Origin of the sequence: Psychrobacter sp. UBA2769 (assembly GCF_002352555.1) — a bacterium.
Classification (GTDB): Bacteria; Pseudomonadota; Gammaproteobacteria; order Pseudomonadales; family Moraxellaceae; genus Psychrobacter; species Psychrobacter maritimus.
Genome location: NZ_DEIR01000006.1, coordinates 223,834 through 245,808, shown reverse-complemented (window position 1 = coordinate 245,808; position 21,975 = coordinate 223,834). Strand labels below are relative to the sequence as shown.

The window sequence follows — 21,975 nt, the reverse complement described above, 5'->3', positions numbered from 1 at the left end:
ATCCAATTGAAGACATGCCCTAGTATATAACTTTCCTGCACTCATAAAAAAAGCTAAGAGCTTTACTCTTAGCTTTTTAGTGACCATAAAAATACCTTAACAAGACATTAAGATATTAACGGCATTTTTTCTGCTCATACAAGTTGGTCAAATTATTGCGACGATCTTTTGCCGCATTGATAGCTTCTTCAGTATTAGAATAGGTACCAATCAAAGCTGGCCAAAATAAAATTGCGGCAGCCACATTCTTACCAGTCGCTTTACGCTCAGCACGTGCTTTTTGCTCAAAGTCATCAGCTTCAGCTATTTCATTAAGAATTTGCTGACAAGATAAATTAACATCACTTACCTTTTTAGTTTGTACAACATGTGGCGTAGCACACCCTTGAGCCAATAATGCGAACATTCCAATTACTAAAACCGCTTTTTTCATAATCATCTCAGAAGTTGTTTAACTTACAATTATTAATAGATAAGTTACGTTGCTTAAATTAAGTTTACATTTATATACATTAAGAAAGATAATGTCAACTTAATTTCATTCTTGAACAACTTTAATTATTTATAATTTTTAGTCGAGCTATTAACGCATTGTATTTATTAATTTTTTAAAAAGACATATGAAATAGATTGGTAAAAATATCGGTAACAGCTTATAAAAGTGGCCTAACACATATCTGTCACATCAAGAGGTTTAGTCTATGGGCTATGCTAAACTCTCTATTATAATTAACCCTCTTAATCCTATTCTATAAAAGACACATTACTATGACCGATTCTCAATTTATCACGCCTAATGAAGATATTCGTATCACCCACGGCAGCCTTGTGAAGCTGCATTTTGAAGTATCGCTAGAAAACGGTACGATGATTGATTCAACCTTTAACCGCGATGCGCCAGTGACGCTGACGATTGGCGATGAGAGCTTATTGCCAGGCTTTGAGCAAGTGCTGATGAACCTACGGGCTGGCGATACACGTAGCGCCCACCTTGAGCCTGAGCAAGCGTTTGGTGAATGGAATCCTGATAACATCCAGCATTTTAGCCGCACCCAATTTGCCTTGGTCGCTGACAATCCTGAAATCGGTATGCTGGTCGAGTTTGAAGACAAAGGCAAAAACACCCTGCCCGGTACCATTAGCGCCATCAATGACGACGAAGTAGAAGTCGATTTCAACCATCCACTTGCCGGTCAATCGGTACTTTTTAAAGTAAAAATATTCCAAGTCACCCCACCGGGCGTCACAGGTATCAAGCTGATGTAGTATAAAAATAGCTCTGTATTAAAATTAAAAAGGACAGATACATGCAATACCAAACACTGCCGCAACTCAATGAAAAAGTTTCAAAAATTTGCTTAGGAACGATGACGTGGGGACAGCAAAATAGCGAAAGCGATGCGCATGCACAGATGGACATGGCGCTTAATGCAGGCGTGAACTTTTGGGATACCGCTGAGATGTATCCGTCGCCGCCTGATAAAGACAAACAAGGCGATACCGAACGCTTTATGGGCACATGGTTTAACAAAACCAAACAGCGTAACAAGGTCATTCTTGCCAGTAAAATATCACCGATGAATTTTTTACGTGACGGTCAGACGCGCTTTAATGCCGCGCATATCAGTAGCGCCATCGATAGCAATCTTGAGCGCCTGCAGACAGACTATATTGATATTTACCAGCTACACTGGCCTGAACGTCAAACCAATTATTTTAGCCAGCTCGGTTATACTGAAGAGATGGCAGCGCAGTCGCTAGATGACTTGACGCCTTTTTTAGAGACTATCCAAGCACTAAATGATGAAATTAAAAAAGGGCGCATTCGTGCTTATGGATTATCAAATGATACCGCTTGGGGGCTGATGCGCTATCTATGGGAAGCGGAAAAAAATGGTTTAATCGCGCCTATCACGGTGCAAAATCCTTATAGTTTGCTCAATCGCGTATATGAAGTGGGCATGGCAGAGATTGCCCATCGTGAAAATGTCGGTTTACTTGCCTACTCGCCGCTTGGCTTTGGGGTACTGTCTGGTAAATACCTTGACGGTAAACGTCCTACTGGCGCGCGCCTGACGATGTATGATCGCTTTGCTCGTTATACCAATGAGGAAGCAAAAGCCGCCACTGCTCAATACGCTAAAATTGCTGCTGATGCTGGTTTGGATATGGCGAAAATGGCATTGGCCTTTGTCAATTCGCGCTCGTTTGTCACCAGTAATATCATTGGGGCGACCACCACTGAGCAGCTGCAATCCAATATTGATAGCATCAACTTAACTTTAAGCGCAGACGTCTTAGCCGCTATCGAAGCGGTACATACCCAACATCCTAATCCGTCACCATAATTTTATGTGGTCATAGATTGATATTGTTCAACTTTCAATAACCTGACGTTCAGGTATTGGTATAGCAAAGAAAAAGGCGCAAATCGTTAGTATTGACTACTAAGATTTGCGCCTTTTTTATGACTACTTTTCTGCTACTACTTTTTCTATTTTAGACCGTTTGATGCTTGCTTATACTTTAGCTGCTTTCGTTAATACGCGTGAATGTAATTCAGCCAAGCCTTCCTGCATATGCGCTTGTAATAAATCAGTCAGCTCACTTTTGCTCAAGCCTTTAGGATCTATCGGCTCAAGCGGTAAGACAAAAGCCGTCACGTCTTTACTATCAAGCACCTTTTTTAAACTTTGCTTCATCGTCAGCTTACCGTAATAAGGTAACGCTTCACTCAAAGTGCCGTCCTTATTCACATAAGCAATTACTAGCGGGCGTACAGGCACGTCCGCATCTATCGCTGCTTGTAGCAAGGTGCCGTGGATACGCTTAATTTTTTTGCCATCGGTGGTAGTGGCTTCTGGAAAAAAGATTACCGAAAAGCCCTTGGTTAAAAAGGTGGCAATTTGGGCAGCGACCGTGCCAGCATCACCGGAACCACGCTCGATAAATACCGTCCCTGCGGCATGCGCTAATTTACCAAATATCGGCCAATCACCAATCTCAGCTTTTGATAAGAAAAAAGCAGGACTCAACGTACCCACTACCGGAATATCCATCCATGACACATGGTTAGAAACCCATAGACCATGGTGTTGCTCTACGCGCTCGACTGCAACGACCTGTACGCCAAAAGAGCCTGCCATTTTACGGCAAAACGCTTGAATATAGCGCGGCAGTTTTTCGCGTGGTGGCTGTTTAAAGGCACCGATACGTTGAGCGGCGCGTAGTCCGCCAGCGATAGTGGTGGTCATGCCAGCGATTTGTTTGCCGCGACCTAATTGCTGTTTGAGTGAAAAGCCTGACTTAGATTGGCTCATCTGTGTCCCTCGTGGTTAAAAACTTATGGGTTAAAACTTATTTATTAAAAAGCCTATTTATTAAAAAGCTTAATGGCTAAAAAGCTCATTGCTTAAAAAACGTATGATTATATCTCGTAAACAAGCGTCATGAGTATAACAAAATTTATTCATTCAGTGACGACTTGTGCACTGAGTTATGAGTAGCTTTTGTTAATATTTTGCAATAGCTAGCTATCAGCTCATTTTTACGCCTTTCACTCTTACTTTACCAGCGCCCGACAGATTAGCACGTTTAGAAAAGCCAACCTTGTCGTTAATAGCCTCTTCCCGAAAACCCTAATACTTTCATTATTAAAACATTTAATAATAAACGCTGTAACATAAAAGTATGGCTAATTGCCTTAATACGCTTTAATATCAAGTGATAAGACCACATATAGAGGGTCATACGAAGGCTATAGCGACGCTTAACAAACCGATATTAGCCATCTATTTACTTAATGACATAGGTGATACTCTTTGGATTATTTTGAAAGACATGAAGGTGGCGAGCGCGCCATTATAGTACATTTAGACATCCGCCAAATTCAAGATCCTGATGATCTAAATGAATTTGAGCTACTTGCAGATTCGGCTGGTGCCGATCGTTTGGCACTGGTCACAGGCTCACGTGCACGTCCTGATGCCAAATACTTCGTTGGTAGCGGTAAAGCACAAGAAATAGCAGAATTGGTACGCGAACACGACGCTGATATCGTCCTTTTTAATCACAATTTATCGCCATCACAAGAGCGTAATATTGAAGCTTTGGTACAATGCCGCGTCCTTGACCGTACGGGCTTAATTTTAGATATTTTTGCCCAGCGCGCCCGTACTTACGAAGGTAAGCTACAGGTTGAGCTTGCACAGTTGAATCATTTATCAACACGTTTGGTACGTGGTTGGACGCATTTGGAGCGTCAAAAAGGTGGTATTGGTCTACGTGGACCGGGTGAAACCCAGCTTGAAACGGATCGCCGCTTATTACAAGTACGTGTAACGCAGCTAAAAACCAAACTTGAAAAAGTACGCCAAACTCGTGCTCAAGGACGAGCGCGTCGGCAAAAATCAGACGTGCCGACTATCTCACTCGTTGGTTATACCAACGCGGGTAAATCTACCCTGTTTAATCGCTTGGTTGATGAAAATATTTACGCAGCGGACAAATTATTTGCCACCCTTGACCCGACCTTACGCCGTTTAGACTGGCAAGGCGTTGGCCGCGTGGTTTTAGTTGATACCGTTGGTTTCGTTCGTCATCTGCCGCATGAACTGGTCGAGTCGTTCCATGCAACACTAGAAGAGACGTTAGAAGCCGACTTACTACTGCATGTTATCGATTCGTCTAGTGAAGATATGCACGAGCAGATTCAAGCCGTCAAGAACGTACTTGCTGAAATCGACAACGATGTGCCTGTGCTCAACGTTTACAATAAAATTGATATCACTGATGAGCCTGCGCACATTGGCTATGCTAAGGAAGGTCAGCCAAATCGGGTTTATGTCTCTTCTCGCGAAAACTTAGGTATGGAAGAGCTATCCCTTGCTGTGCAGCAGCTATTAATGGGCACTTTGACCACCTTTGATTTGACCCTACCTTATAATGCGGGTCAATTTAAAAACACCTTATATGAGCTTGGCGTGATTTTAGAAGAAAGCTATGATGATAATGGTCATGAATGCTTAACCATTCGTCTGCCAAGCGACAGGCTTAAGCAGCTATTAGGTCAAGCCAATTTAAAACCGTTAGATGTCTTGCCGTTGGCACAGGCAACATTGCTGATGCCGATACTTGAAGAGTTTGAACAGATTGATGAAGAAGATAATCATGATGAAGAAGAATCTTTAACGACAGAGGAAGAAAATGCCTTTGCCGAGTTTGAAGCGTTAAATTCTGCGGCACAAGAATCTGATTCGCAGAGTTAAACAGTCTCGCCTCAAACCATTTACTCTAAATGATATTTAAGAAAAGGACGCTATTATTTGATAGCGTCCTTTTTATATGCCCTGTGCTTAGTTACTGTTGTATGAGAGATTTAAAACTGCTTCATACCCTTATCATAGCTACAATCTACGCTTAGGCTTTATTAGTGCGCCTACTCTCTATATAATCAGGCTCTATGATTGCGTTAAAATGTTACATTTAAAAAGTAGCTGTTAGAATCTCTATGTTAAAACGCATCTGAAAAAAATATCTTAGAAGAACGTTATTTTGAATACACCTCTTGTGTCTTGAACTGACTATAGATGCTATGTACTTTTATTAGCTCCCATTTATACCTTCTCTCGTTATATTTTATTTGGCCAAAATTGCTTATGAAGCCTTCCTCTTCTTCGAACATACCCTTATGGATGGCGTTAATATTGACGCTGATACTGGTTGTGGTGGTTCGTGAATCCGCCGTCATTATTTGCCAATGGGCCGGTATCGAAAAAGCCGCCAATATCGTTGGTCTGCTGACGATGTTTGTTATTTTGATGGTTTGGCGACTGGTAAAAGGGCTGCCCAGTTGGCTAACCCAAGCAAGTAACACCTTATTGGTTGATAGTGGCTTTGCTTTTCTGCCCGTTTCTGCCGGTGCAGGCTTGCTGCTATTCGCATTAGGCGATGAATTTTGGGGTGTGATGCTAACGATGATTATCAGTACACTTATCCCGCTTTGGGGACTGGCTATCCTTGCCAATCGCTCTCTTAATAACAGCGGCGATACAGATAATACGCTTAACGACAATATGAATACGACCAACAAGCAGAAGGGACAGCATTAAGCTGTAGGGACAAGGCAACGTTATGAGTTTTGATAGTGTGTTTACAGCAACCCTTGCTGCGATATTATTAACCTTGGCAGCGCACGTCATTGCCCGCGTCCTCGCGCGCAAGCTGTCATGGTTGCCAATGGTCATCACCGCATTGGTATTAGTGCTACTGTTTTTGTTTATTTTGCAATGGGATTACAACCATTATTACAGCGTGGCAAAACCGGTATTCGACAACTTATTAGGTTATGTAACGGTATTACTGGCCGTACCATTGGCAGCGATGAACTTTAAAGGCTTACCGGTTAAAAAGCTCACCATGATTGTGGCGCTGGCGAGCGTGGTTGGCGCCTTGCTACCCATGTCGCTGGCCTATCTATTTTCACTTAGTAACGAGACCATCTTAGCATTTGCCACCCGTTCAGTGACCACACCGATTGGTCTCAGCGTGGCAGATTTGATTAAAGCACCACTGGCGATGGCAAACTTGATTATCATTGTTTCAGGACTTATTGGTGGTACCCTAGCGCGCTTCTTATTTCGCGGTATTGACGATGACCGCGCCAAAGGCTTAGCACTTGGCTTAGCAGCGCATGCCTTTGGCACCGTAGAAGCGTGGCAAATCAGTCATACTGCTGGACGTTATGCTGCCTTTGGCTTGGCCGTTAATGGTTTGGTTACCGCCATTTGGGTACCTATCTTTATTAGTGCGTTATCGTCTTAAAATAATTTAAGTTAAATGTAAACACCTTAAAGCCCATCATCCTTGATGGGCTTTGATTTTTAGCTAAATTATTCATATTTTATGGACTTTTTTACCGCCATTTCTTAATTACCTTTACCGCAAATATAAAGGCAAAAACTTCGCCATTATAAGCTGCTGAGCAGCATCCCTTCTATTACCATCTTGATTTCATTCAAATTTTTTTACAAATTAAAATAACTTTTGACTGCGCGTGCACGCATTCAGATGTGGCAAAAACTTATTTTGTGTTATAGTAAACAACTATTATTTTTTGTATCTATTGCAAGTGGTTTTGTTAGACGTGGATTCGTAGGTAGTCGCCATCTTTGGTTACTATAAAATCCTACAGACGCGATAACCGCTTTGACGCGCGACCTGACGCGCTTATAGGCAAAGCAATTTGCTATTACTCGATAAAAAGTGATAACCCTATGATAAATATTGCACCTTTAATGACGCGCTGCTTGTCTCCCGTTTTACTGACAGCTATTGCCCTCTCTAGCCTCCCTATCGCCGCTCAAGCAGGCAATATGTATATCTACAAAGACAAAGGCGGACAAGTACTCCTTACCAACGTCAATCCTAGCGGTAATTTTGATAAATTTAACAAAAAAGTAAAAACTACCTATTATAAAGATTCTAACGCTTACAATGCTGGTAGCAATACTAGTGCGGATTACGGTAGCAGCACTGCAAGTAGTAGCAGTGGCCGCAACTCTTATGACAACTATATCCGTGCTTCAGCCGAGCGTCATGGCGTAGATCCTGCGCTAATGAAAGCTATGATGCATACTGAATCTGCGTTTAATCCCAATGCTCGCTCACCTGTCGGTGCCCAAGGTTTGATGCAGCTGATGCCAGCAACTGCCCGTCGCTTTAAGGTCAGTAATCCATGGAATCCTGCCGATAATATCGAAGGCTCAGCGAAATATATCGCTTGGCTGATGCGCCGCTTTAACAATAACGTTGAATTTGCCGTGGCTGGCTATAATGCCGGTGAAGGTAACGTCGATAAATATAATGGCATTCCACCGTTTAAAGAGACGCGTAATTATGTTAAAAGTGTGATGAGCCGTTATCATAGCCTATATAAAAATGATTCAGCGTTATCAGGCAAAGCCATGAATGCCAATAATGCTAGCAGCACCACTAACGGCAGTGGTATGCAAAATGTCAGTTATGGTACCAGTAGTAATACCAACAGTGCCAGTTACGCCAACTCTGCTTACTTAGCGCTACGTTAATACTGATCATTAATATTTACACTCAGCATAAATAGCTTATCTTTTAAATCTTGCAGAAGTAAACAAACACAAAAAAGCCCGTTATATCAATAACGGGCTTTTTTACGATTTATACTGCTTGTTCTATATTACTTAAAGCTTACTTGCTAGCAGCTTGAGCGGCAGCAACTTCAGCAGCAAAGTCTTCTTGCTTCTTCTCGATGCCTTCACCAACTTCTAGACGTTTGAAATCAAGTACTTTTACGCCTTCAGCTTTTAATACGTCACCAACTTTTTTCTCATTGTCCATCACGTATGGTTGACGTAGTAACGTTACTTCGTCTAGGTACTTACGTAAGCCACCTTCGATCATTTTTTCAACGATGTTGTCAGGCTTGCCAGACTCTTTCGCTTTTGCTTCGATGATGTCTTTTTCGCGTGCTAGTACATCAGCATCTACGCTTTCATCATCTACTGCAACAGGGTTGAATGCTGCAATGTGCATCGCAAGATTTTTGCCCGTGTCTGCACTGCCGCCTTCATAAGATACAACCACACCGATACGTAGACCGTGGCGATATGCAGCAATGTTTGCGCCTTCAAGTACTTCAACACGGCGGATTTGGATATTCTCACCGATTTTTTGTACTAGAGATACACGTGCTTCTTCAACCGTTTGACCGCCGCCATAAGGTAATGCAGAGATAGCTGCAACGTCAGTCTCATTGTTTTCTAGCGCGATGTTTGCGACTTTTTCTGCAAAGGCAGTAAAGTTTTCATCTTTTGCAACGAAGTCAGTTTGGCAGTTAACTTCTAACAAGAATGCTTTGTTGTCGCCTTGAGCGATAATGATAGCGCCGTCAGCTGCGATGTTACCCGCTTTTTTAGCCGCTTTCGCTTGACCTGATTTACGTAGGTTATCAATGGCAACTTCAACATCACCATTTGACTCTTCTAACGCTTTTTTACATTCCATCATGCCAAGACCAGTACGGTCGCGCAATTCTTTTACCATTTTGGCAGATACTTTTACTTCTGACATAAGAGTTACCTTTTATTATATACATGAATATTGTTATGTAGGGGTATGCTTAAAATCTATTCGATAACTTGATTAATATTAAGTAAACATTACTCTTAATATTAGACTTAAGCCTTAATAAAACCACTCATATTTAATGATTATTCATATCATCAAAAAAGCAATGTGGCTCGTATAGACGATAATACTCGCCCAATCATGACACGCTTATTAATTTTGACCATAAACCATTAAGAGCAAGGCATGACGAGTAAAACTACATCATGCCTTTTATGAGCTTATATGCTGTTAATAACCTTATATGAATGCTGACAAGATAACTATCAAGACACCGTTACAAAGTTAAACCTTAGCGGTCAGCGATTTATTCTGCTGGAGTTGCAGCAACTTCTTCAGCTTTAGCTTCAACTGGCGCTTCTTCAGCAGCAGCAGGTGCTTCTTGGTCAGCTTTGCCACCAGCTTGAGTTTGTGCGTATTCTTTACCAGCGATAATCGCATCGGCCATAGAAGTTACATACAAAGTCACGGCACGGATAGCATCATCGTTAGCTGGGATGATGTAATCAACGTTATCTGGGTTAGAGTTAGTATCAACGATACCGATAACTGGGATACCTAGGTTTTTAGCTTCTTTGATAGCAATCGCTTCATGATCTACGTCTACAACGAAGATTGCGTCAGGTAGGCCGCCCATGTCTTTAATACCGCCTAGTGAACGCTCAAGTTTTTCCATATCGCGAGTACGCTCTAACGCTTCACGCTTAGTAAGCTTAGCGAAAGTACCGTCTTCAGCTTGTTTTTCTAGCTCTTTTAGACGGTTGATTGACTGGCGTAGTGTTTTCCAGTTAGTCAACATACCACCTAACCAGCGATGGTCAACGTATGGCATGCCAGCGCGAGCTGCTTGCTCAGCGATGATACCGCTTGCTGCGCGTTTAGTACCCACGAACAATACTTTGTTTTTCTTAGCAGCTAGGCCGTTTACGTAAGTCAATGCTTCGTTAAACGCTTTTACTGTGTGCTCTAAGTTGATGATGTGAATCTTGTTACGGGCACCAAAAATATATGGACCCATTTTTGGATTCCAAAAACGTGTTTGGTGACCAAAGTGAGCGCCGGCTTGTAGTAAGTCGCGCATTTCGATTTTGGTTGGATTTTTTGTAGCCATGTTAAATGTCCTGTTGGTTGGGTTATGCCTCCACATCACAAAAACTGCCTATCTAGCGACACGCATCTGCCCTTGTTAATGCTCATCAATAGCGCATTAAGCCAATAGTAACTTTGGGCAAATTAATCAAGTCGCCAAACACCCAGCAATTTTTTGCCATGATGTGTGTGTCATTGGTTGATGGGTTGGTTTAAAAAATGAGCTATGATTCGAACGTAAAGAATAATACTAAATGCTAAAAAATAGCTGGGCTGTATTTTATCATATAAGTGAGAGTGACTGCTAGCGCTATTATGATGTTTAAGGGGATGATATTCCATAAAAAAAACGACGTCTAAACGTCGTTTTTACTTGTTAATTTTACTTATAGCATCATTAGCTATCAGTGCTGAGCGTTAAGCTAAGCGATAGAAATACCGATAACAGCCTTGTAGCCGCGCCATGTAAAGGGTGTGACATAACTTTGGCGGTCTTTTGGCAGATAAGGAATGCTCGGTATACCTTCAATAATCTTGGGCGGTGAAATAATAAAATCGGCACCAAACTCAGTGCGGGCGTTACCTGAGATGGTATTTGCCATCTCACCCAATAAGTCTTTCATCATTGTAATAGAAGAGTCAGGCTCACCCATTACTCTGATTATTTCCCGCAAAATATTGCTCGGGGCGCTGACATACACGCAGCCTTCAAGCGGTCCAGAGATTGTAATCATACCGCTATAATCATAACCCACGGCATTTTTATTACTGTTTAAATACGGCGTATCAATCACCACTGGCTCATCATCAATCTGCGCGAAAAACGCACTGATTGAGCTTAAAAAGACGCCTAACTTGTCTACATTAACCATAATAGTTTATCGTCCATATCGATCATCATTGGGGGTTGGATTTAGTCTTGCAAACAAACCACAATCTCCCCAATTTGACCTCGCCAGCTGACTGGAATGATAAAAGAACGCCCATTTTTAGGCAAAATAATGCTTTGCGGTGAGCCTTTAAACACCAACGGTACAGAGATATGAAACTCTGCGCCAAACTCGTTGCGGGCATTACCAGATACAGTGTTAGCGACCTCTCCTGCCAAATCGACCAAATTGTCTTCGCTCTTATCGGTTTCACCCATACTGTCTAGGATACTGGCCAATAATGCGCTGGTGGCAGAAAAATAAACCACGCCTTTTTGTACCCCTGAGATACCGATGACACCTGTATAATCATGCACTTTAGGCTGCTGATTTTCTAGTAAATAAGGGGTATCAACAATCAGCTCTTCAGTACCAAACTGATTAAAGTAATTGGTAATGATACTCACAAAAATTTGTAACTTTTGCTCTTTCATAATGTGTGTTCTTTAATAAGATATTTACTTAATTTATTAGGGCGTGTCCTAGCGGCTAGTCTTGGACAAGCTCATACAAAGACTCTACCAGCTCTTCTTCTGAAAAAGGCTTGCATAAGAAACCGCTCGCACCCAATGATAATGCTTCAATGCCAGTCGATTTATCAGACAACGCCGATACCACTAAAATCCGTACTTCAGGGTCAATCGCAATGATTTTTGCAATACATTCAAGTCCATCCATTTGTGGCATGGTTAAGTCCATGGTCACCACATCAGGACGATGGATATTGAATTTCTCGACGGCTTGGACACCGCTGGTTGCCGTAGCAACCAACATAAACTGACCAGAATCATAAGCACGCTGAATACGGTTTCGAATGATATTTGAATCATCCACAATCATTAATTTGTACATAGTTTCTTTATTGTCCTTAATTACGCAGCAGGCAAGGTAATGACAAAACGGGTCATTTTTCCAAGCTCAGTATTAACGTTAAGCTTACCGTTGTGCTCTTTGACTAACGCCTTGATGACGTCTAAGCCCACACCGCGACCGCCATCTTCATCGGCTTGTTCTTTGGTTGAGAAACCAGAAGCAAATAAGGTTTTAAGCAGATCACCATGAGTCATCTGATTTGCCTCTTCTGCACCAAAGCGACCATCGGCAATCAGCTTATGACGAATACCTTCATAGTCGATACCTTGACCGTCATCTTGCAAGGCGATGATTAAGTTTTGATTATCACGCTGCATCTCTAAGTCGATACTACCGATTGCAGACTTGCCCGCTGACTGACGCGCTTCAGGTGATTCGATACCATGTACCACCGCATTACGTAACAACTGAATACTGATCTCTTTGATCGGTTGTTTGAGGCGTTCAGGGATGTTTATATGTGCTAAATTATGGCCGTTTAGCTGTACTTGTTTGCCCTGTCTTACCGCGATATCTTTGGCAAAATCTTGATAATAAGATAAATACTCGTCATCTGACTCATCGCTCAAATCAACTTCATTACCGCCATCGAAATTTATGCTAGTGGTAGCAACATCTGCTACTTGGGCTTGGACAATGCTTGGTTGTGGCGCAGCCTTTATTGGCGCTACAGGGTTTGCACTACTAGGAGCTTTTGGCGCTGCCTGATTAATGCGTTCACCTAGCGTCTCAATGGTGTTCGAGAGGCTGAGTAAGTCATCCAAATGGACCGCTAGCGGCAAGAAGTTATTGCCCGATAGCTTGCCCTGATTTTGCAATGCATCAAGTTTGTCTTCCGCATCTGACGCAATTTTAGTGAAGCTATGCAGTTTTAGTGCTGACGCTTCACCTTTTAAGCTGTGCATTTCGCGATAAATCGCATTAAGCTTACCCTCAAGCTCAAATTGCGAGCTACCAGGGTTTTTCAAAATATTGTTCATTTTATCGATATGAACTTTGGTGTTATTAATAAACTCATTAATGATTTTTGGATTGACGTTTAAGATGGTGGTCAACATCTCAATTTGCATGTCATTTTGTGAACGCTCTTTTTCTAAGCGCTGTTCTAGATAAACGGCATCTGAGACGTCATTAACGTTGACCAGAATGCGCGCAATGTCTTTATCTTCATAAACACGTGAAAACTTAAAATCTAGGAAGCGGCTCGTGGTGCTCTCTTCGCCAGATGCATTGTGTAGCATGACTTTATGCAATGGGTTTAAAGAATCAACCAATTTTTCTTTAACGCGTGGGTTATACAATTGCTCAATAAACTGACGTGTGGTTTTCAAATCTTTGTCTGAAATACGACCGCGTAGTACATCGGCAAAGTTTTCTCCTGCCAGGCTTTCTTCACCAATAATGCCATTTAAGGCTCGAGAATGCTGCTGACCAATATTCAAATCTTTATCTAACAAGAATAGACCCGTATTGACGGTTTCCATGATTTCTTGTGTTTCGCGGCGAGCAGCCAATGCTTCAGCATCGGTATCACGCAAACGGCGTACAAAGAAGAATACGAAGATTAGGAAGTAAGCAAAAATAGCCGCAACCCCTAATATCTGAATCAGACGTATGGTGTTTGCTTGGCGTTCTGCGTTGATAAACACTTCGTTGGTAAGCTGGTCTAACGAATCGTTTATCAGGAGGCTTGAGGTTTTTGCCTGTTCAACCGCTTGAATCAATTCATCAGATGAATCGACCATGATGTTATCAGCGTCTTTTAGATAATTTTGAATCTTAGGCTCTAAAAGTAACCACTGCTCATTCGCCGCAGCAACGTTGGTTTGAGAGTTATTATTAATTTTCGGTAAATTATAGCTTTTGCCATCGACATCGGTAATTTCACCACCTTGTTCAATTGCAGTGATAGAGCTAGTAATAAGCGCTGTATTTTGCTCCAAACGCTCTAACACTCGCTGAATATGCGGCGAGTTGGTATCTTCACCATAGCTACTATCTAAGTCAAATAAGTCTTTAATTACCGCTTGCGCGCTATTGGCAACTTGGTTGGTTCGATCAATCAATACCGTATTGCGCTCTAGTAGACTAGAGGTATAAAACGTAAATGCCAGCAAAGCGCCAATCAGTGATAAAAACAGTGCAATTGAAATAATCAGACTGCGATAGCGTTTATTTTCAGTATTATAGGTGGTTGCCATCTTCAGTATTCCTTAATTCGTTTGCTGATTATTTAAAGTACTTTTGGTCGCAGGCTCAGTCGCACCTAGCCATTTTTCTTCAATTTCTTTAAATGTGCCTTTTGCTTTTAGCTTGGTAATACCTTCGTTTACGCTCTTTATGAGCTTGGTATTTTCTTTTGCCATTAAAACGACCTGCTGTGCTGAAGGAGCATCTGCTGCTTCATAAGGTACAATCTTAACTTTATGTTCTGGATAACCTTTTATAATGTATTGTAAAACTGGCATGTCATATAAGAACACATCAGTATTACCTTGAACTAAGTCCTGATAAGCCAAAAATGCTGTAGATCTTGAAACCAGTTCAACTGAACTGCCCATCTCTTTTAGAGTATCTTCTTCTTTAGAACCTTCTAACGTACCTGTTTTTAGACCTTTGATATCGTTTAAATCTTTGATATCAAACTTTCCTTCCAAGTACATAATAGTAGCTGGATTAAAAAAGTAAGGCGTTGATAGACCATATCTAACTGCACGATCATCTTTATAAGAAATACCAGAAATAGCTAAATCACGTTTTCCCGATTCCACGCTATCAAACATGTCCTGCCACGTTTCTTTATAGAACTCGACTTTAAAGCCTTGCTCTTCCCCAATGGCTCTAATCGAATCAACATCAGTGCCTTGCATGTTGCCATAATCATCTTGAAATGAGAAAGGCGGTAAATCACCAGTCATCGCCACCTTTAATGTTGGTGCTGTATCAGGAAGTTTACTTACAAAATTGTCTTTATGTTCCGTTACTGTTGTACCAGATGCACTAGCATTATCTTGGGTAGAAGAATTTCCACATCCAAATAAGCCGACACTCAATATAACTGGTAACACTCGATATAATAGCTTCATCTCTTATCCTTAAGCCTCGATTTTGTTCTAAAAAAAATCAGTTATAAAAACAATTCTGTAAGTTTAAGCAAGGTATTAAAACACTTAATTACAGAAAATTACCTTAGATAATAATTGAGCAAGTCTACTATTGCAATAATTTTGTTTAGCTATAGCGTACATATTTTTATATATGACAATAAGCGTATATAAAAATATTATTAATTATTGAAGTTATTGCTTTAGTGTTTAATAGACATACATCCATTAAAAATGGATATTTTAATACAATAGATAGATAAAAAAGGAAATATGGCATAAAAAGCAGACATAAAAAAAGTATTCAGGCATTTTCTACGCACTGAATACTTTTTTGTATAAGTTAAAATTAAATGAAATTTATCGGTTAATTATTCCGCATTATCCAAATTCAAATTACGGTCTATTTGCCAAATTAAATAAGTACCAAGACTCATCAGTGCAAACATCGCTATACCGATTTTTAATACCGGATTGACGGGGAATAAGTTTAATAATAAGCCGCCGAAGATACCTACTGAGAACATCAACGAGCCTTGTAGCGCACTTGCCATACCAGCGCGGCGTTTTTGGAAAGCGAGCGCAATCGCCGATGCGTTTGGCTGCGTCAAACCTAAACCAGCAATACAGAAGAAAATACAGGCTAAAACCAGCGGCAACCAGGCATCAGTACCAAAAACCAATCCTATCCCAAACAGTGCCCCAGCCGAGATGACTTGCATCATCGCCCCAAAACGCAGAATACTCAAAATACGGAAACGATTGGTCAGCCATTGATTAAGCTGGGTTAAACCCACAAACCCTGCCGCATTCATGCCAAACAACCAACCGAAATGCGTCGCTGACATGCCGTAGGTATCCATGATTAATTCAGAAGCAGAGCTAATATAGACAAACATCGCTCCCATCAGTAGTCCGCCACCAATCGCTGGATAATTAAAAGTCGGATCCTTTAATAAATCCCAATATTGGCTCAGCACTTCTTTGGCAGGACGAACATTACGATTTTCTTCGGTGAGCGTTTCAAAAAAGAAAAACTTGGTGAGCAACAAGTTTAGCGTGCCAAAGGCCGCCAAAAACCAAAAGATAGAATGCCAGCTAAAGAATTGTAAAAATATAGCACCCAATGACGGTGCTAATATCGGCGCTAAACCCATCACCAATATCATGATAGAAAACGCTTTCGCAGTTTGCTTAGCAGTCAGGCGATCACGAATAGCGGCACGAGTAACAACCGCGCCAACACAAGCACCAAGCGCTTGCAACGTACGACCAACAAACAATACGTATTCATTATCGGTGGTGGCACAAATAATCGAAGCAATCACATATAAAGTCATGCCGATATATAAAGGTTTGACGCGTCCAACGCGATCACTAAATGGGCCATAAAACAGCTGGCCAAATACCAGACCGACAAAATAAGCTGGAACGGAATTGGCCATAAACGCAGTCGAGACACCAAAATCCTCTGCCATCGATGGTAATGCAGGCAAATACATATCAATCGATAATGGCCCGACTGCAACGATAAGCCCAAGCATCATAATCCATGCAACAGGCAAATCGGCAGAGCGCACTCGGTCAGTAGCATTCGGTTTATTAGGCAGGGAGGATTTTGGAGCAGACATAATTAGACCATAGGATAGATTGATTATTATTTTATTATTGATGCCTGATTTGTTTTGTAATTTTAATAAGCTTTTATTTTAAACCGAGCTTTGTTAAAAATAACTTCTACAAACAATCATGCCTACTGACAGGCAGCGACGCAAGCAGACATTCAGGCAGCGACGCAAGCAGTCTAGAAAAACAGATAATGCTATATTGCACTATCTGCTTGTAATTCAATAGACGCTTGATGTGAATAAAACAAACCTGTGTAACTAAAACAATCTATCAATACATGGCTAAATTTTTCTAACGGAATTGACGTTTGCCAAAAGCGGTACTGGCTTGTTTGGCTTTTCTAAGCGCCAGTTTACGGTTGCGACCAAACATCATTTTTAACTGCCAGACTTTTTCTTTATATAATGTCGTGGCTGGCTGCTGGAACATCGCATTGATAACACGCTTACTTGCCAGCACCGCATCAGGTGAGCGCTCAGCAAACTCAGCGGCAAGCTTTTGTGCCTGCTCAAGTGGCGTCTCACTACAATGGCTGACCAAACCAAGCGCTTTGCCTTCCTCGGCATTCACGGTACGAGCCGTCATTGCCAGCTCCTTTAAGATATCAGCGCGTACGACACCAAATCCTGATTGCGTCAAACCCATGTCAGGTACGAGCCCCCACTTAGCTTCCATAATAGACAATTTGCAATCAGGATGGCTAATACGCACATCACAAGCCAGCGCCAGTTGTAAGCCTGCGCCAATACAATAGCCTTCTAAAACCGCAATCACTGGCACAGGTACATCACGCCAAACCAAGCAGACGCGTTGAAATAGGCTTTGCCAAGGTTTAATAAGCTCCCATAGCGCAAAGGCTTGGTTTTTGGGATGGTTTAAATCGCCTAAATCGATACCGGCACAAAACGTGCCTTCAGCGCCGTTAAGAATCACTGCGCGTATGCTTTTATCTTTACTGATACGACCGGCGACCGCTATTAACTCTTCGACCACTTTAAAACTCATGGCGTTCTTTTTTTCCGGTCGATTAATGGTCACCGTTAATATATTGTCATTGGCGCTGACTTGTAATGTCTCATACTGGTAAGTGGCAATAGCGTGCATAATCATCCTTAATAATAAATAAAACAAATATAATGGTTGGTGCTCAGATTAATATTAACAGCCTTGCTTCAACCCTTCCTTATCAATAACTGACTGCTAGGGTATCGTTTATCATCAAGACCATCCAAGTTCTGTCTCAACTCTAGCTCAGTTTTGCCTCAGCCCTATAAAACCAGCTGCCTTAAATCATTTTCCACGTCATATCATTTTCACTTAGACGGTGATAATTAAGCTGCGGATACGCCGATAAATCCAGTGTTTGTAAGTTATTTAACGCGGTCAATAGTGCTTCATAATAAGGCTCGAGCATCGCAAATTGAGCGGGCGTGGTATGTTGGATATTTAATAAGCATTTATCCTCTAAATCTTGGCTGGCTTGCCGTAACTGCGGCACGCCCGTGTAGCGACTGCCGCCTAAGATACGATGGGCAATTTGCGCCAGCGCACTGCGGTTGCGACTCTCCCATGCCTGCATCAATGCTTGCTTTTCATCATTAATGGTATCGAGCATCATAATAATCAGCTTGGCAGCCAAATCGGGTTTATTGGCTGAACGCGTCAACGCATCTTGCCAATTTAAAATCTCCGAGGTATCAAGGGCGTTTGCCCCCAAGTTCGTATTACTTTGCCCTTGGGTTGTCTCTACAGTTTGCTCATCTTTAGCATTCTCTGTCATTTGATAAGGCGGATAACCCAATGGTGCTTGCCCCTGCCCTTGATAGCGCAAATTCTCATAGCGTGGTTGGGTTTCGCGCGGTGTTTCGCGTCTATAATCTTCACGCGGCTGACTGTCACGCAAGTAGTCATCGCGAATTTTTTTGAGCGATAAAGGTCGGGGGATTTTTGCTGGACTGATCGCGTCAGCATCTCTATGAGAATCAGCATCGCGATGACTATCATCGCCTTTAACCATCGGATAAGTCGGCGCTGTCAGACCTGTATACGCCGTTAAAGAGTCTTGCGTTAATGTATTGTTGAAATTAGAACTTGGTAAATCCGAGCTGGGCGAATTTTCAGCGTGTAAATCATCATTAGTAAGGGCGGTTATTGGCGGCACTGAAGTGGTACGACCAAGCCATTTTTGTAGCACTTGTAATAATTGTGGCTGACTAATAGGCTTACCGACATAATCATTCATACCACTAGCAATCAGCTTCTCGCGCTCATCAGCTAAGCCATGGGCGGTCAAAGCAATAATGGGAATATGATGATCAGGGGTTTCGATATTACGGATTTGCCGCGCTGCTTCATGTCCCGACATACGCGGCATTTGAATATCCATAAATATCAAATCAATGCTGTTTTTGTGCGCCGCATTGCCTTTATCGTCTATCGTGGCATCGTCAAGATGTAATGAGTTAACCGCTGATTTACTGACATCATCGCGGGCCTCAGCTTTAGATATTTGGGTCTTTTTCGACAGACTTTGTTTTTCATTTTTAACATTCTTGATATGCTTGGTTTGCTGTTTACTGATGATTTCTATCGCATCAAAACCACTACTGGCGGTAATCACATGGATACCAAGCTCACTTAATAGCGCATCAAGCACCAGTAAGTTTGGCAGATGATCGTCGACGGCTAAGACGGTAACGCCTTTCCAGCGCGGCTCTTGAACCCCACTCGGAGCGCTGCGCTTTTGCGTATCAAGCATCGCATAGAGCTGCCTTTTATCTAATGGCTCATACAAAATATTGGCATGATAACGATTAAGCAGTGCTTGGTCAGCGGCAACTTGATAGCCAAATACTGCCAGCTTACCCTGATAATGCAGGCGAATCTGTTTGAGCAGCGCCATCATATCGTCTTGGGTGTCATCATCCACGATGACCCAATCCCAATAGTTGCCGCGCTCTTTGAGCGACTCAAGTACGCCCGGTAAAGAGTTGGCTTGGGTCAGGGTAATCGGTAAATGTTGTAAGCTGGCTTTAAGGACCTGTATCGATGCCGTATGATTGATCCAAACCAGCACATTAAACTCGTCCGTATCGCTGGCAAGCGGCGCGAGCACGGGCAACTCAATCGTTTGCCCAGTAGCCGCCTCTAGAACATCGACATGGGCTGGCATCCGAAACCAAAACGTTGCCCCTTGGTTAGAGATGTTTTCTTGCACATTGTCATAAAAGCCAATATCGCCGCCCATCAGCCGCGTTAACTGCTTGGAGATGACCAGACCCAAGCCGGTACCTCCATATTGACGCGTAATTGATGGATCGCCTTGGCTAAAGCTTTGAAAGAGCATTTTTTGGTCAGATAATGAAATCCCTTTACCGCTATCTTGCACGCTAATCATTAAGTAATTGTCACGATGATCGTCTAAGCTGACACGTACAACCACATCGCCGCTATCGGTGAATTTAATGGCATTACCGACGATATTGGTCAGGACTTGTTTAAGACGCAAGGCATCGCCGTTGATACGCATCGGCACGTCGTTATAGAACAACACCGCCATGCGCAGCCCTTTTTCTGCCGAAACCGGCGATAGCATATCGACGACATCATAAATGGTGTCATAAAGGTCAAACTCGTGACGGTCAAGTACAAGCTTGCCCGCTTCAATCTTGGAAAAATCCAATACATCATTGACCAACGCCAATAAATGCGCCGACGATTTACGGATGGTTTGCACGTACAAATCTTGTTCAGGATTAAGCTCGCCGTGCCGCGCCAGCAAATTAATAAAACCATCGATACTGTTTAAGGGCGTACGCAATTCATGACTGATATTGGCCAAAAATGCCGATTTTGCTTGGCTGGTTGAGATTGCGGCATCACGGGCATTACGGATAGAGATGTTTTGCATTTCCATCTCATCAAATGCCAAGCGCAAATCATCCTCGGTTTGCTCGGCATGGTCTTTTAAATCTTGGAAGCTGGCGTGTAGACGGCGTAAGGTCTTGACCAAATCTTGCTGTAATAAATTCAACTCACCATTCGATTCAACCGGAATAGGCTGATAAAGATTATCGACATGGGTACGTTGTAATTGCAAACGCAGCTCGTAAATCGGCGCAATCCAACGTTTTGAATAGATATTTAAGCTTAACAATAAAATTAAAATGGTAAATAAGCCGGTAATCGCCAGCGCCATGGCAATACGATAACGGGCGATATAAAGCGGCTCGTTATCCATATCGACCATCAGCCACACTTGCTGCCCGTCAAACTCACCCAAAGTACTGCCGTAAGCTGTGCCAATAGGCGTGGGCTTTTGCGATAAAAAGCGCTCTGATGCATCTATCAGTGGCCACGCCTCATCGATACCATAGCCGACGCTTGCCAATACTTCATTGTTTTGATTGATAATGGCAATACGTTGGACATGCTGCTCCGACTGCATGCGCCCGAGCCTATCTTGAATACCTTCTAACGTCGCTATCGCTGCTTGTGACTTAGTATCGGTCTTGCTTTTACTGTCGTCAGTTTCTGCTTGTTGTCTTTCTTGCTGCTTTTCTTGCTGCTTTTCTTGCTCTAACAGTTCAGGGACGAGCTCCGCAATCGCCGGCGTATAGCGAATCAGCACCGCCTCTGCCAATACTTCCTGTTCAGAATTACTGGCGCGCATGGTTTCATAAAACACCAAAATGCCACCTACCGCTGCCAATAAACAAATCGGCAAAAATACCAATATAATCAGCTGACCATAAGCGCTACTGGTATCAAAACGTTTTTTGTAAGCCATGCTGGGTTTACTCTCCACTGATATTGGTGACAGATATTATTGGTGATAAATATTGTACGATGCGATTATGTGTTAATAATTGGCTAAGCACTAACGGCACGCCAGCAATTATAGCTTGAGATTATCTTAGCAGGATTCTATCAGAGGCGGTTAGCCATTCGTTGGCTCATCTTCATTAACCAATGCTTATTAAGCAAGCGTTATTGCTCAACAAGCCGCGCCTAATATTTATGCTTAATAACTTATACATTAATGTAAATACACAAGGTTATAAACAAATAAGCTATCCTCAATAAAAATTTATGCATTAAGCGCAGCTGAAAACAAAATGATATAATGACGCAACTTTTTATTGCGTCACCCTCAATACCTGATAGTCATGAAGTACTGGCCTGTT

General features: G+C 42.2%; 18 protein-coding genes. 6 read left to right on the top strand and 12 right to left on the bottom strand.

The features are described from left to right. Positions 1-115: 115 nt before the first annotated feature. The gene (locus tag B3Q63_RS02455) at positions 116-433 is read right to left on the bottom strand and encodes a hypothetical protein (RefSeq protein WP_201562185.1); all 318 of its coding nucleotides are present in this window, start codon (positions 431-433) and stop codon (positions 116-118) included. 335 nt (positions 434-768) lie between these two features. Here B3Q63_RS02455 and fkpB point away from each other — a divergent pair, with 335 nt between their 5' ends. Both fkpB and B3Q63_RS02445 read left to right on the top strand, forming a co-directional pair. Continuing rightward, on the top strand, positions 769-1,266 hold the full coding sequence (gene fkpB / locus B3Q63_RS02450; protein WP_201562187.1) for an FKBP-type peptidyl-prolyl cis-trans isomerase: 498 nt from the start codon (positions 769-771) through the stop codon (positions 1,264-1,266). A gap of 41 nt (positions 1,267-1,307) precedes the next feature. After that, positions 1,308-2,348: an aldo/keto reductase gene (locus B3Q63_RS02445; RefSeq protein WP_296173326.1), complete on the top strand. Its 1,041-nt coding sequence runs from the start codon at positions 1,308-1,310 to the stop codon at positions 2,346-2,348. A 171-nt stretch (positions 2,349-2,519) separates the two neighbouring features. On the opposite strand, the gene B3Q63_RS02440 is transcribed toward B3Q63_RS02445, so the two are convergent. Then, the gene (locus tag B3Q63_RS02440) at positions 2,520-3,320 is read right to left on the bottom strand and encodes a lysophospholipid acyltransferase family protein (protein WP_201620212.1); all 801 of its coding nucleotides are present in this window, start codon (positions 3,318-3,320) and stop codon (positions 2,520-2,522) included. A 501-nt stretch (positions 3,321-3,821) separates the two neighbouring features. Between B3Q63_RS02440 and hflX the strand changes: the two genes are divergently transcribed. The 4 genes from hflX (at position 3,822) to B3Q63_RS02420 (ending at position 8,087) form a co-directional block, all read left to right on the top strand. After that, entirely contained in the window at positions 3,822-5,267 is a 1,446-nt protein-coding gene (hflX, locus tag B3Q63_RS02435; RefSeq protein ID WP_296173323.1) for a ribosome rescue GTPase HflX, read from the top strand. A 390-nt stretch (positions 5,268-5,657) separates the two neighbouring features. After that, positions 5,658-6,110: a CidA/LrgA family protein gene (locus tag B3Q63_RS02430; protein WP_296173321.1), complete on the top strand. Its 453-nt coding sequence runs from the start codon at positions 5,658-5,660 to the stop codon at positions 6,108-6,110. A gap of 22 nt (positions 6,111-6,132) precedes the next feature. Beyond that, on the top strand, positions 6,133-6,822 hold the full coding sequence (locus B3Q63_RS02425; RefSeq protein WP_296173319.1) for an LrgB family protein: 690 nt from the start codon (positions 6,133-6,135) through the stop codon (positions 6,820-6,822). Positions 6,823-7,274: 452 nt separating this feature from the next. Then, on the top strand, positions 7,275-8,087 hold the full coding sequence (locus tag B3Q63_RS02420; protein ID WP_296173316.1) for a lytic transglycosylase domain-containing protein: 813 nt from the start codon (positions 7,275-7,277) through the stop codon (positions 8,085-8,087). A 139-nt stretch (positions 8,088-8,226) separates the two neighbouring features. Here the strand turns inward: B3Q63_RS02420 and tsf are convergent, their stop codons facing one another. From tsf to B3Q63_RS02370, 10 genes are all read right to left on the bottom strand, one after another. After that, positions 8,227-9,108: a translation elongation factor Ts gene (gene tsf, locus B3Q63_RS02415; RefSeq protein WP_201625063.1), complete on the bottom strand. Its 882-nt coding sequence runs from the start codon at positions 9,106-9,108 to the stop codon at positions 8,227-8,229. A gap of 364 nt (positions 9,109-9,472) precedes the next feature. Continuing rightward, positions 9,473-10,276: a 30S ribosomal protein S2 gene (rpsB, locus tag B3Q63_RS02410; protein ID WP_296173312.1), complete on the bottom strand. Its 804-nt coding sequence runs from the start codon at positions 10,274-10,276 to the stop codon at positions 9,473-9,475. A gap of 400 nt (positions 10,277-10,676) precedes the next feature. Beyond that, on the bottom strand, positions 10,677-11,126 hold the full coding sequence (locus tag B3Q63_RS02405; RefSeq protein WP_296173309.1) for a chemotaxis protein CheX: 450 nt from the start codon (positions 11,124-11,126) through the stop codon (positions 10,677-10,679). 41 nt (positions 11,127-11,167) lie between these two features. Next, positions 11,168-11,617, bottom strand: a complete 450-nt coding sequence (locus B3Q63_RS02400) for a chemotaxis protein CheX (protein WP_201620206.1) — start codon at positions 11,615-11,617, stop codon at positions 11,168-11,170. A 55-nt stretch (positions 11,618-11,672) separates the two neighbouring features. Continuing rightward, complete coding sequence (locus B3Q63_RS02395) at positions 11,673-12,035, bottom strand: response regulator (protein ID WP_183619966.1); 363 nt, start codon at positions 12,033-12,035, stop codon at positions 11,673-11,675. Positions 12,036-12,055: 20 nt separating this feature from the next. Further along, positions 12,056-14,257: an ATP-binding protein gene (locus B3Q63_RS02390; protein WP_296173302.1), complete on the bottom strand. Its 2,202-nt coding sequence runs from the start codon at positions 14,255-14,257 to the stop codon at positions 12,056-12,058. Positions 14,258-14,269: 12 nt separating this feature from the next. Beyond that, the gene (locus tag B3Q63_RS02385; protein WP_296173299.1) at positions 14,270-15,142 is read right to left on the bottom strand and encodes a transporter substrate-binding domain-containing protein; all 873 of its coding nucleotides are present in this window, start codon (positions 15,140-15,142) and stop codon (positions 14,270-14,272) included. Positions 15,143-15,531: 389 nt separating this feature from the next. After that, positions 15,532-16,791 carry a multidrug effflux MFS transporter gene (locus B3Q63_RS02380; RefSeq protein WP_296173296.1) on the bottom strand — a complete coding sequence of 420 codons (1,260 nt, stop codon included), beginning with the start codon at positions 16,789-16,791 and terminating at the stop codon, positions 15,532-15,534. A gap of 289 nt (positions 16,792-17,080) precedes the next feature. Further along, the gene (locus tag B3Q63_RS02375; protein WP_296173293.1) at positions 17,081-17,893 is read right to left on the bottom strand and encodes a crotonase/enoyl-CoA hydratase family protein; all 813 of its coding nucleotides are present in this window, start codon (positions 17,891-17,893) and stop codon (positions 17,081-17,083) included. 181 nt (positions 17,894-18,074) lie between these two features. Then, positions 18,075-21,578 (bottom strand): hybrid sensor histidine kinase/response regulator, encoded by a 3,504-nt coding sequence (locus B3Q63_RS02370; RefSeq protein WP_296173290.1) that lies wholly within the window; start codon positions 21,576-21,578, stop codon positions 18,075-18,077. Positions 21,579-21,975 lie beyond the last annotated feature (397 nt).

Coding starts and splice junctions, on each gene's coding strand:
- B3Q63_RS02385 (WP_296173299.1), bottom strand. CDS start 15,142: ATGAAGCTATTATATCGAGTGTTACCAGTTATATTGAGTGTCGGCTTA.
- B3Q63_RS02455 (WP_201562185.1), bottom strand. CDS start 433: ATGAAAAAAGCGGTTTTAGTAATTGGAATGTTCGCATTATTGGCTCAA.
- B3Q63_RS02400 (WP_201620206.1), bottom strand. CDS start 11,617: ATGAAAGAGCAAAAGTTACAAATTTTTGTGAGTATCATTACCAATTAC.
- B3Q63_RS02445 (WP_296173326.1), top strand. CDS start 1,308: ATGCAATACCAAACACTGCCGCAACTCAATGAAAAAGTTTCAAAAATT.
- B3Q63_RS02370 (WP_296173290.1), bottom strand. CDS start 21,578: ATGGCTTACAAAAAACGTTTTGATACCAGTAGCGCTTATGGTCAGCTG.
- B3Q63_RS02430 (WP_296173321.1), top strand. CDS start 5,658: ATGAAGCCTTCCTCTTCTTCGAACATACCCTTATGGATGGCGTTAATA.
- B3Q63_RS02395 (WP_183619966.1), bottom strand. CDS start 12,035: ATGTACAAATTAATGATTGTGGATGATTCAAATATCATTCGAAACCGT.
- B3Q63_RS02405 (WP_296173309.1), bottom strand. CDS start 11,126: ATGGTTAATGTAGACAAGTTAGGCGTCTTTTTAAGCTCAATCAGTGCG.
- B3Q63_RS02380 (WP_296173296.1), bottom strand. CDS start 16,791: ATGTCTGCTCCAAAATCCTCCCTGCCTAATAAACCGAATGCTACTGAC.
- B3Q63_RS02425 (WP_296173319.1), top strand. CDS start 6,133: ATGAGTTTTGATAGTGTGTTTACAGCAACCCTTGCTGCGATATTATTA.
- B3Q63_RS02375 (WP_296173293.1), bottom strand. CDS start 17,893: ATGCACGCTATTGCCACTTACCAGTATGAGACATTACAAGTCAGCGCC.
- B3Q63_RS02420 (WP_296173316.1), top strand. CDS start 7,275: ATGATAAATATTGCACCTTTAATGACGCGCTGCTTGTCTCCCGTTTTA.
- B3Q63_RS02440 (WP_201620212.1), bottom strand. CDS start 3,320: ATGAGCCAATCTAAGTCAGGCTTTTCACTCAAACAGCAATTAGGTCGC.
- B3Q63_RS02390 (WP_296173302.1), bottom strand. CDS start 14,257: ATGGCAACCACCTATAATACTGAAAATAAACGCTATCGCAGTCTGATT.
- rpsB (WP_296173312.1), bottom strand. CDS start 10,276: ATGGCTACAAAAAATCCAACCAAAATCGAAATGCGCGACTTACTACAA.
- fkpB (WP_201562187.1), top strand. CDS start 769: ATGACCGATTCTCAATTTATCACGCCTAATGAAGATATTCGTATCACC.
- tsf (WP_201625063.1), bottom strand. CDS start 9,108: ATGTCAGAAGTAAAAGTATCTGCCAAAATGGTAAAAGAATTGCGCGAC.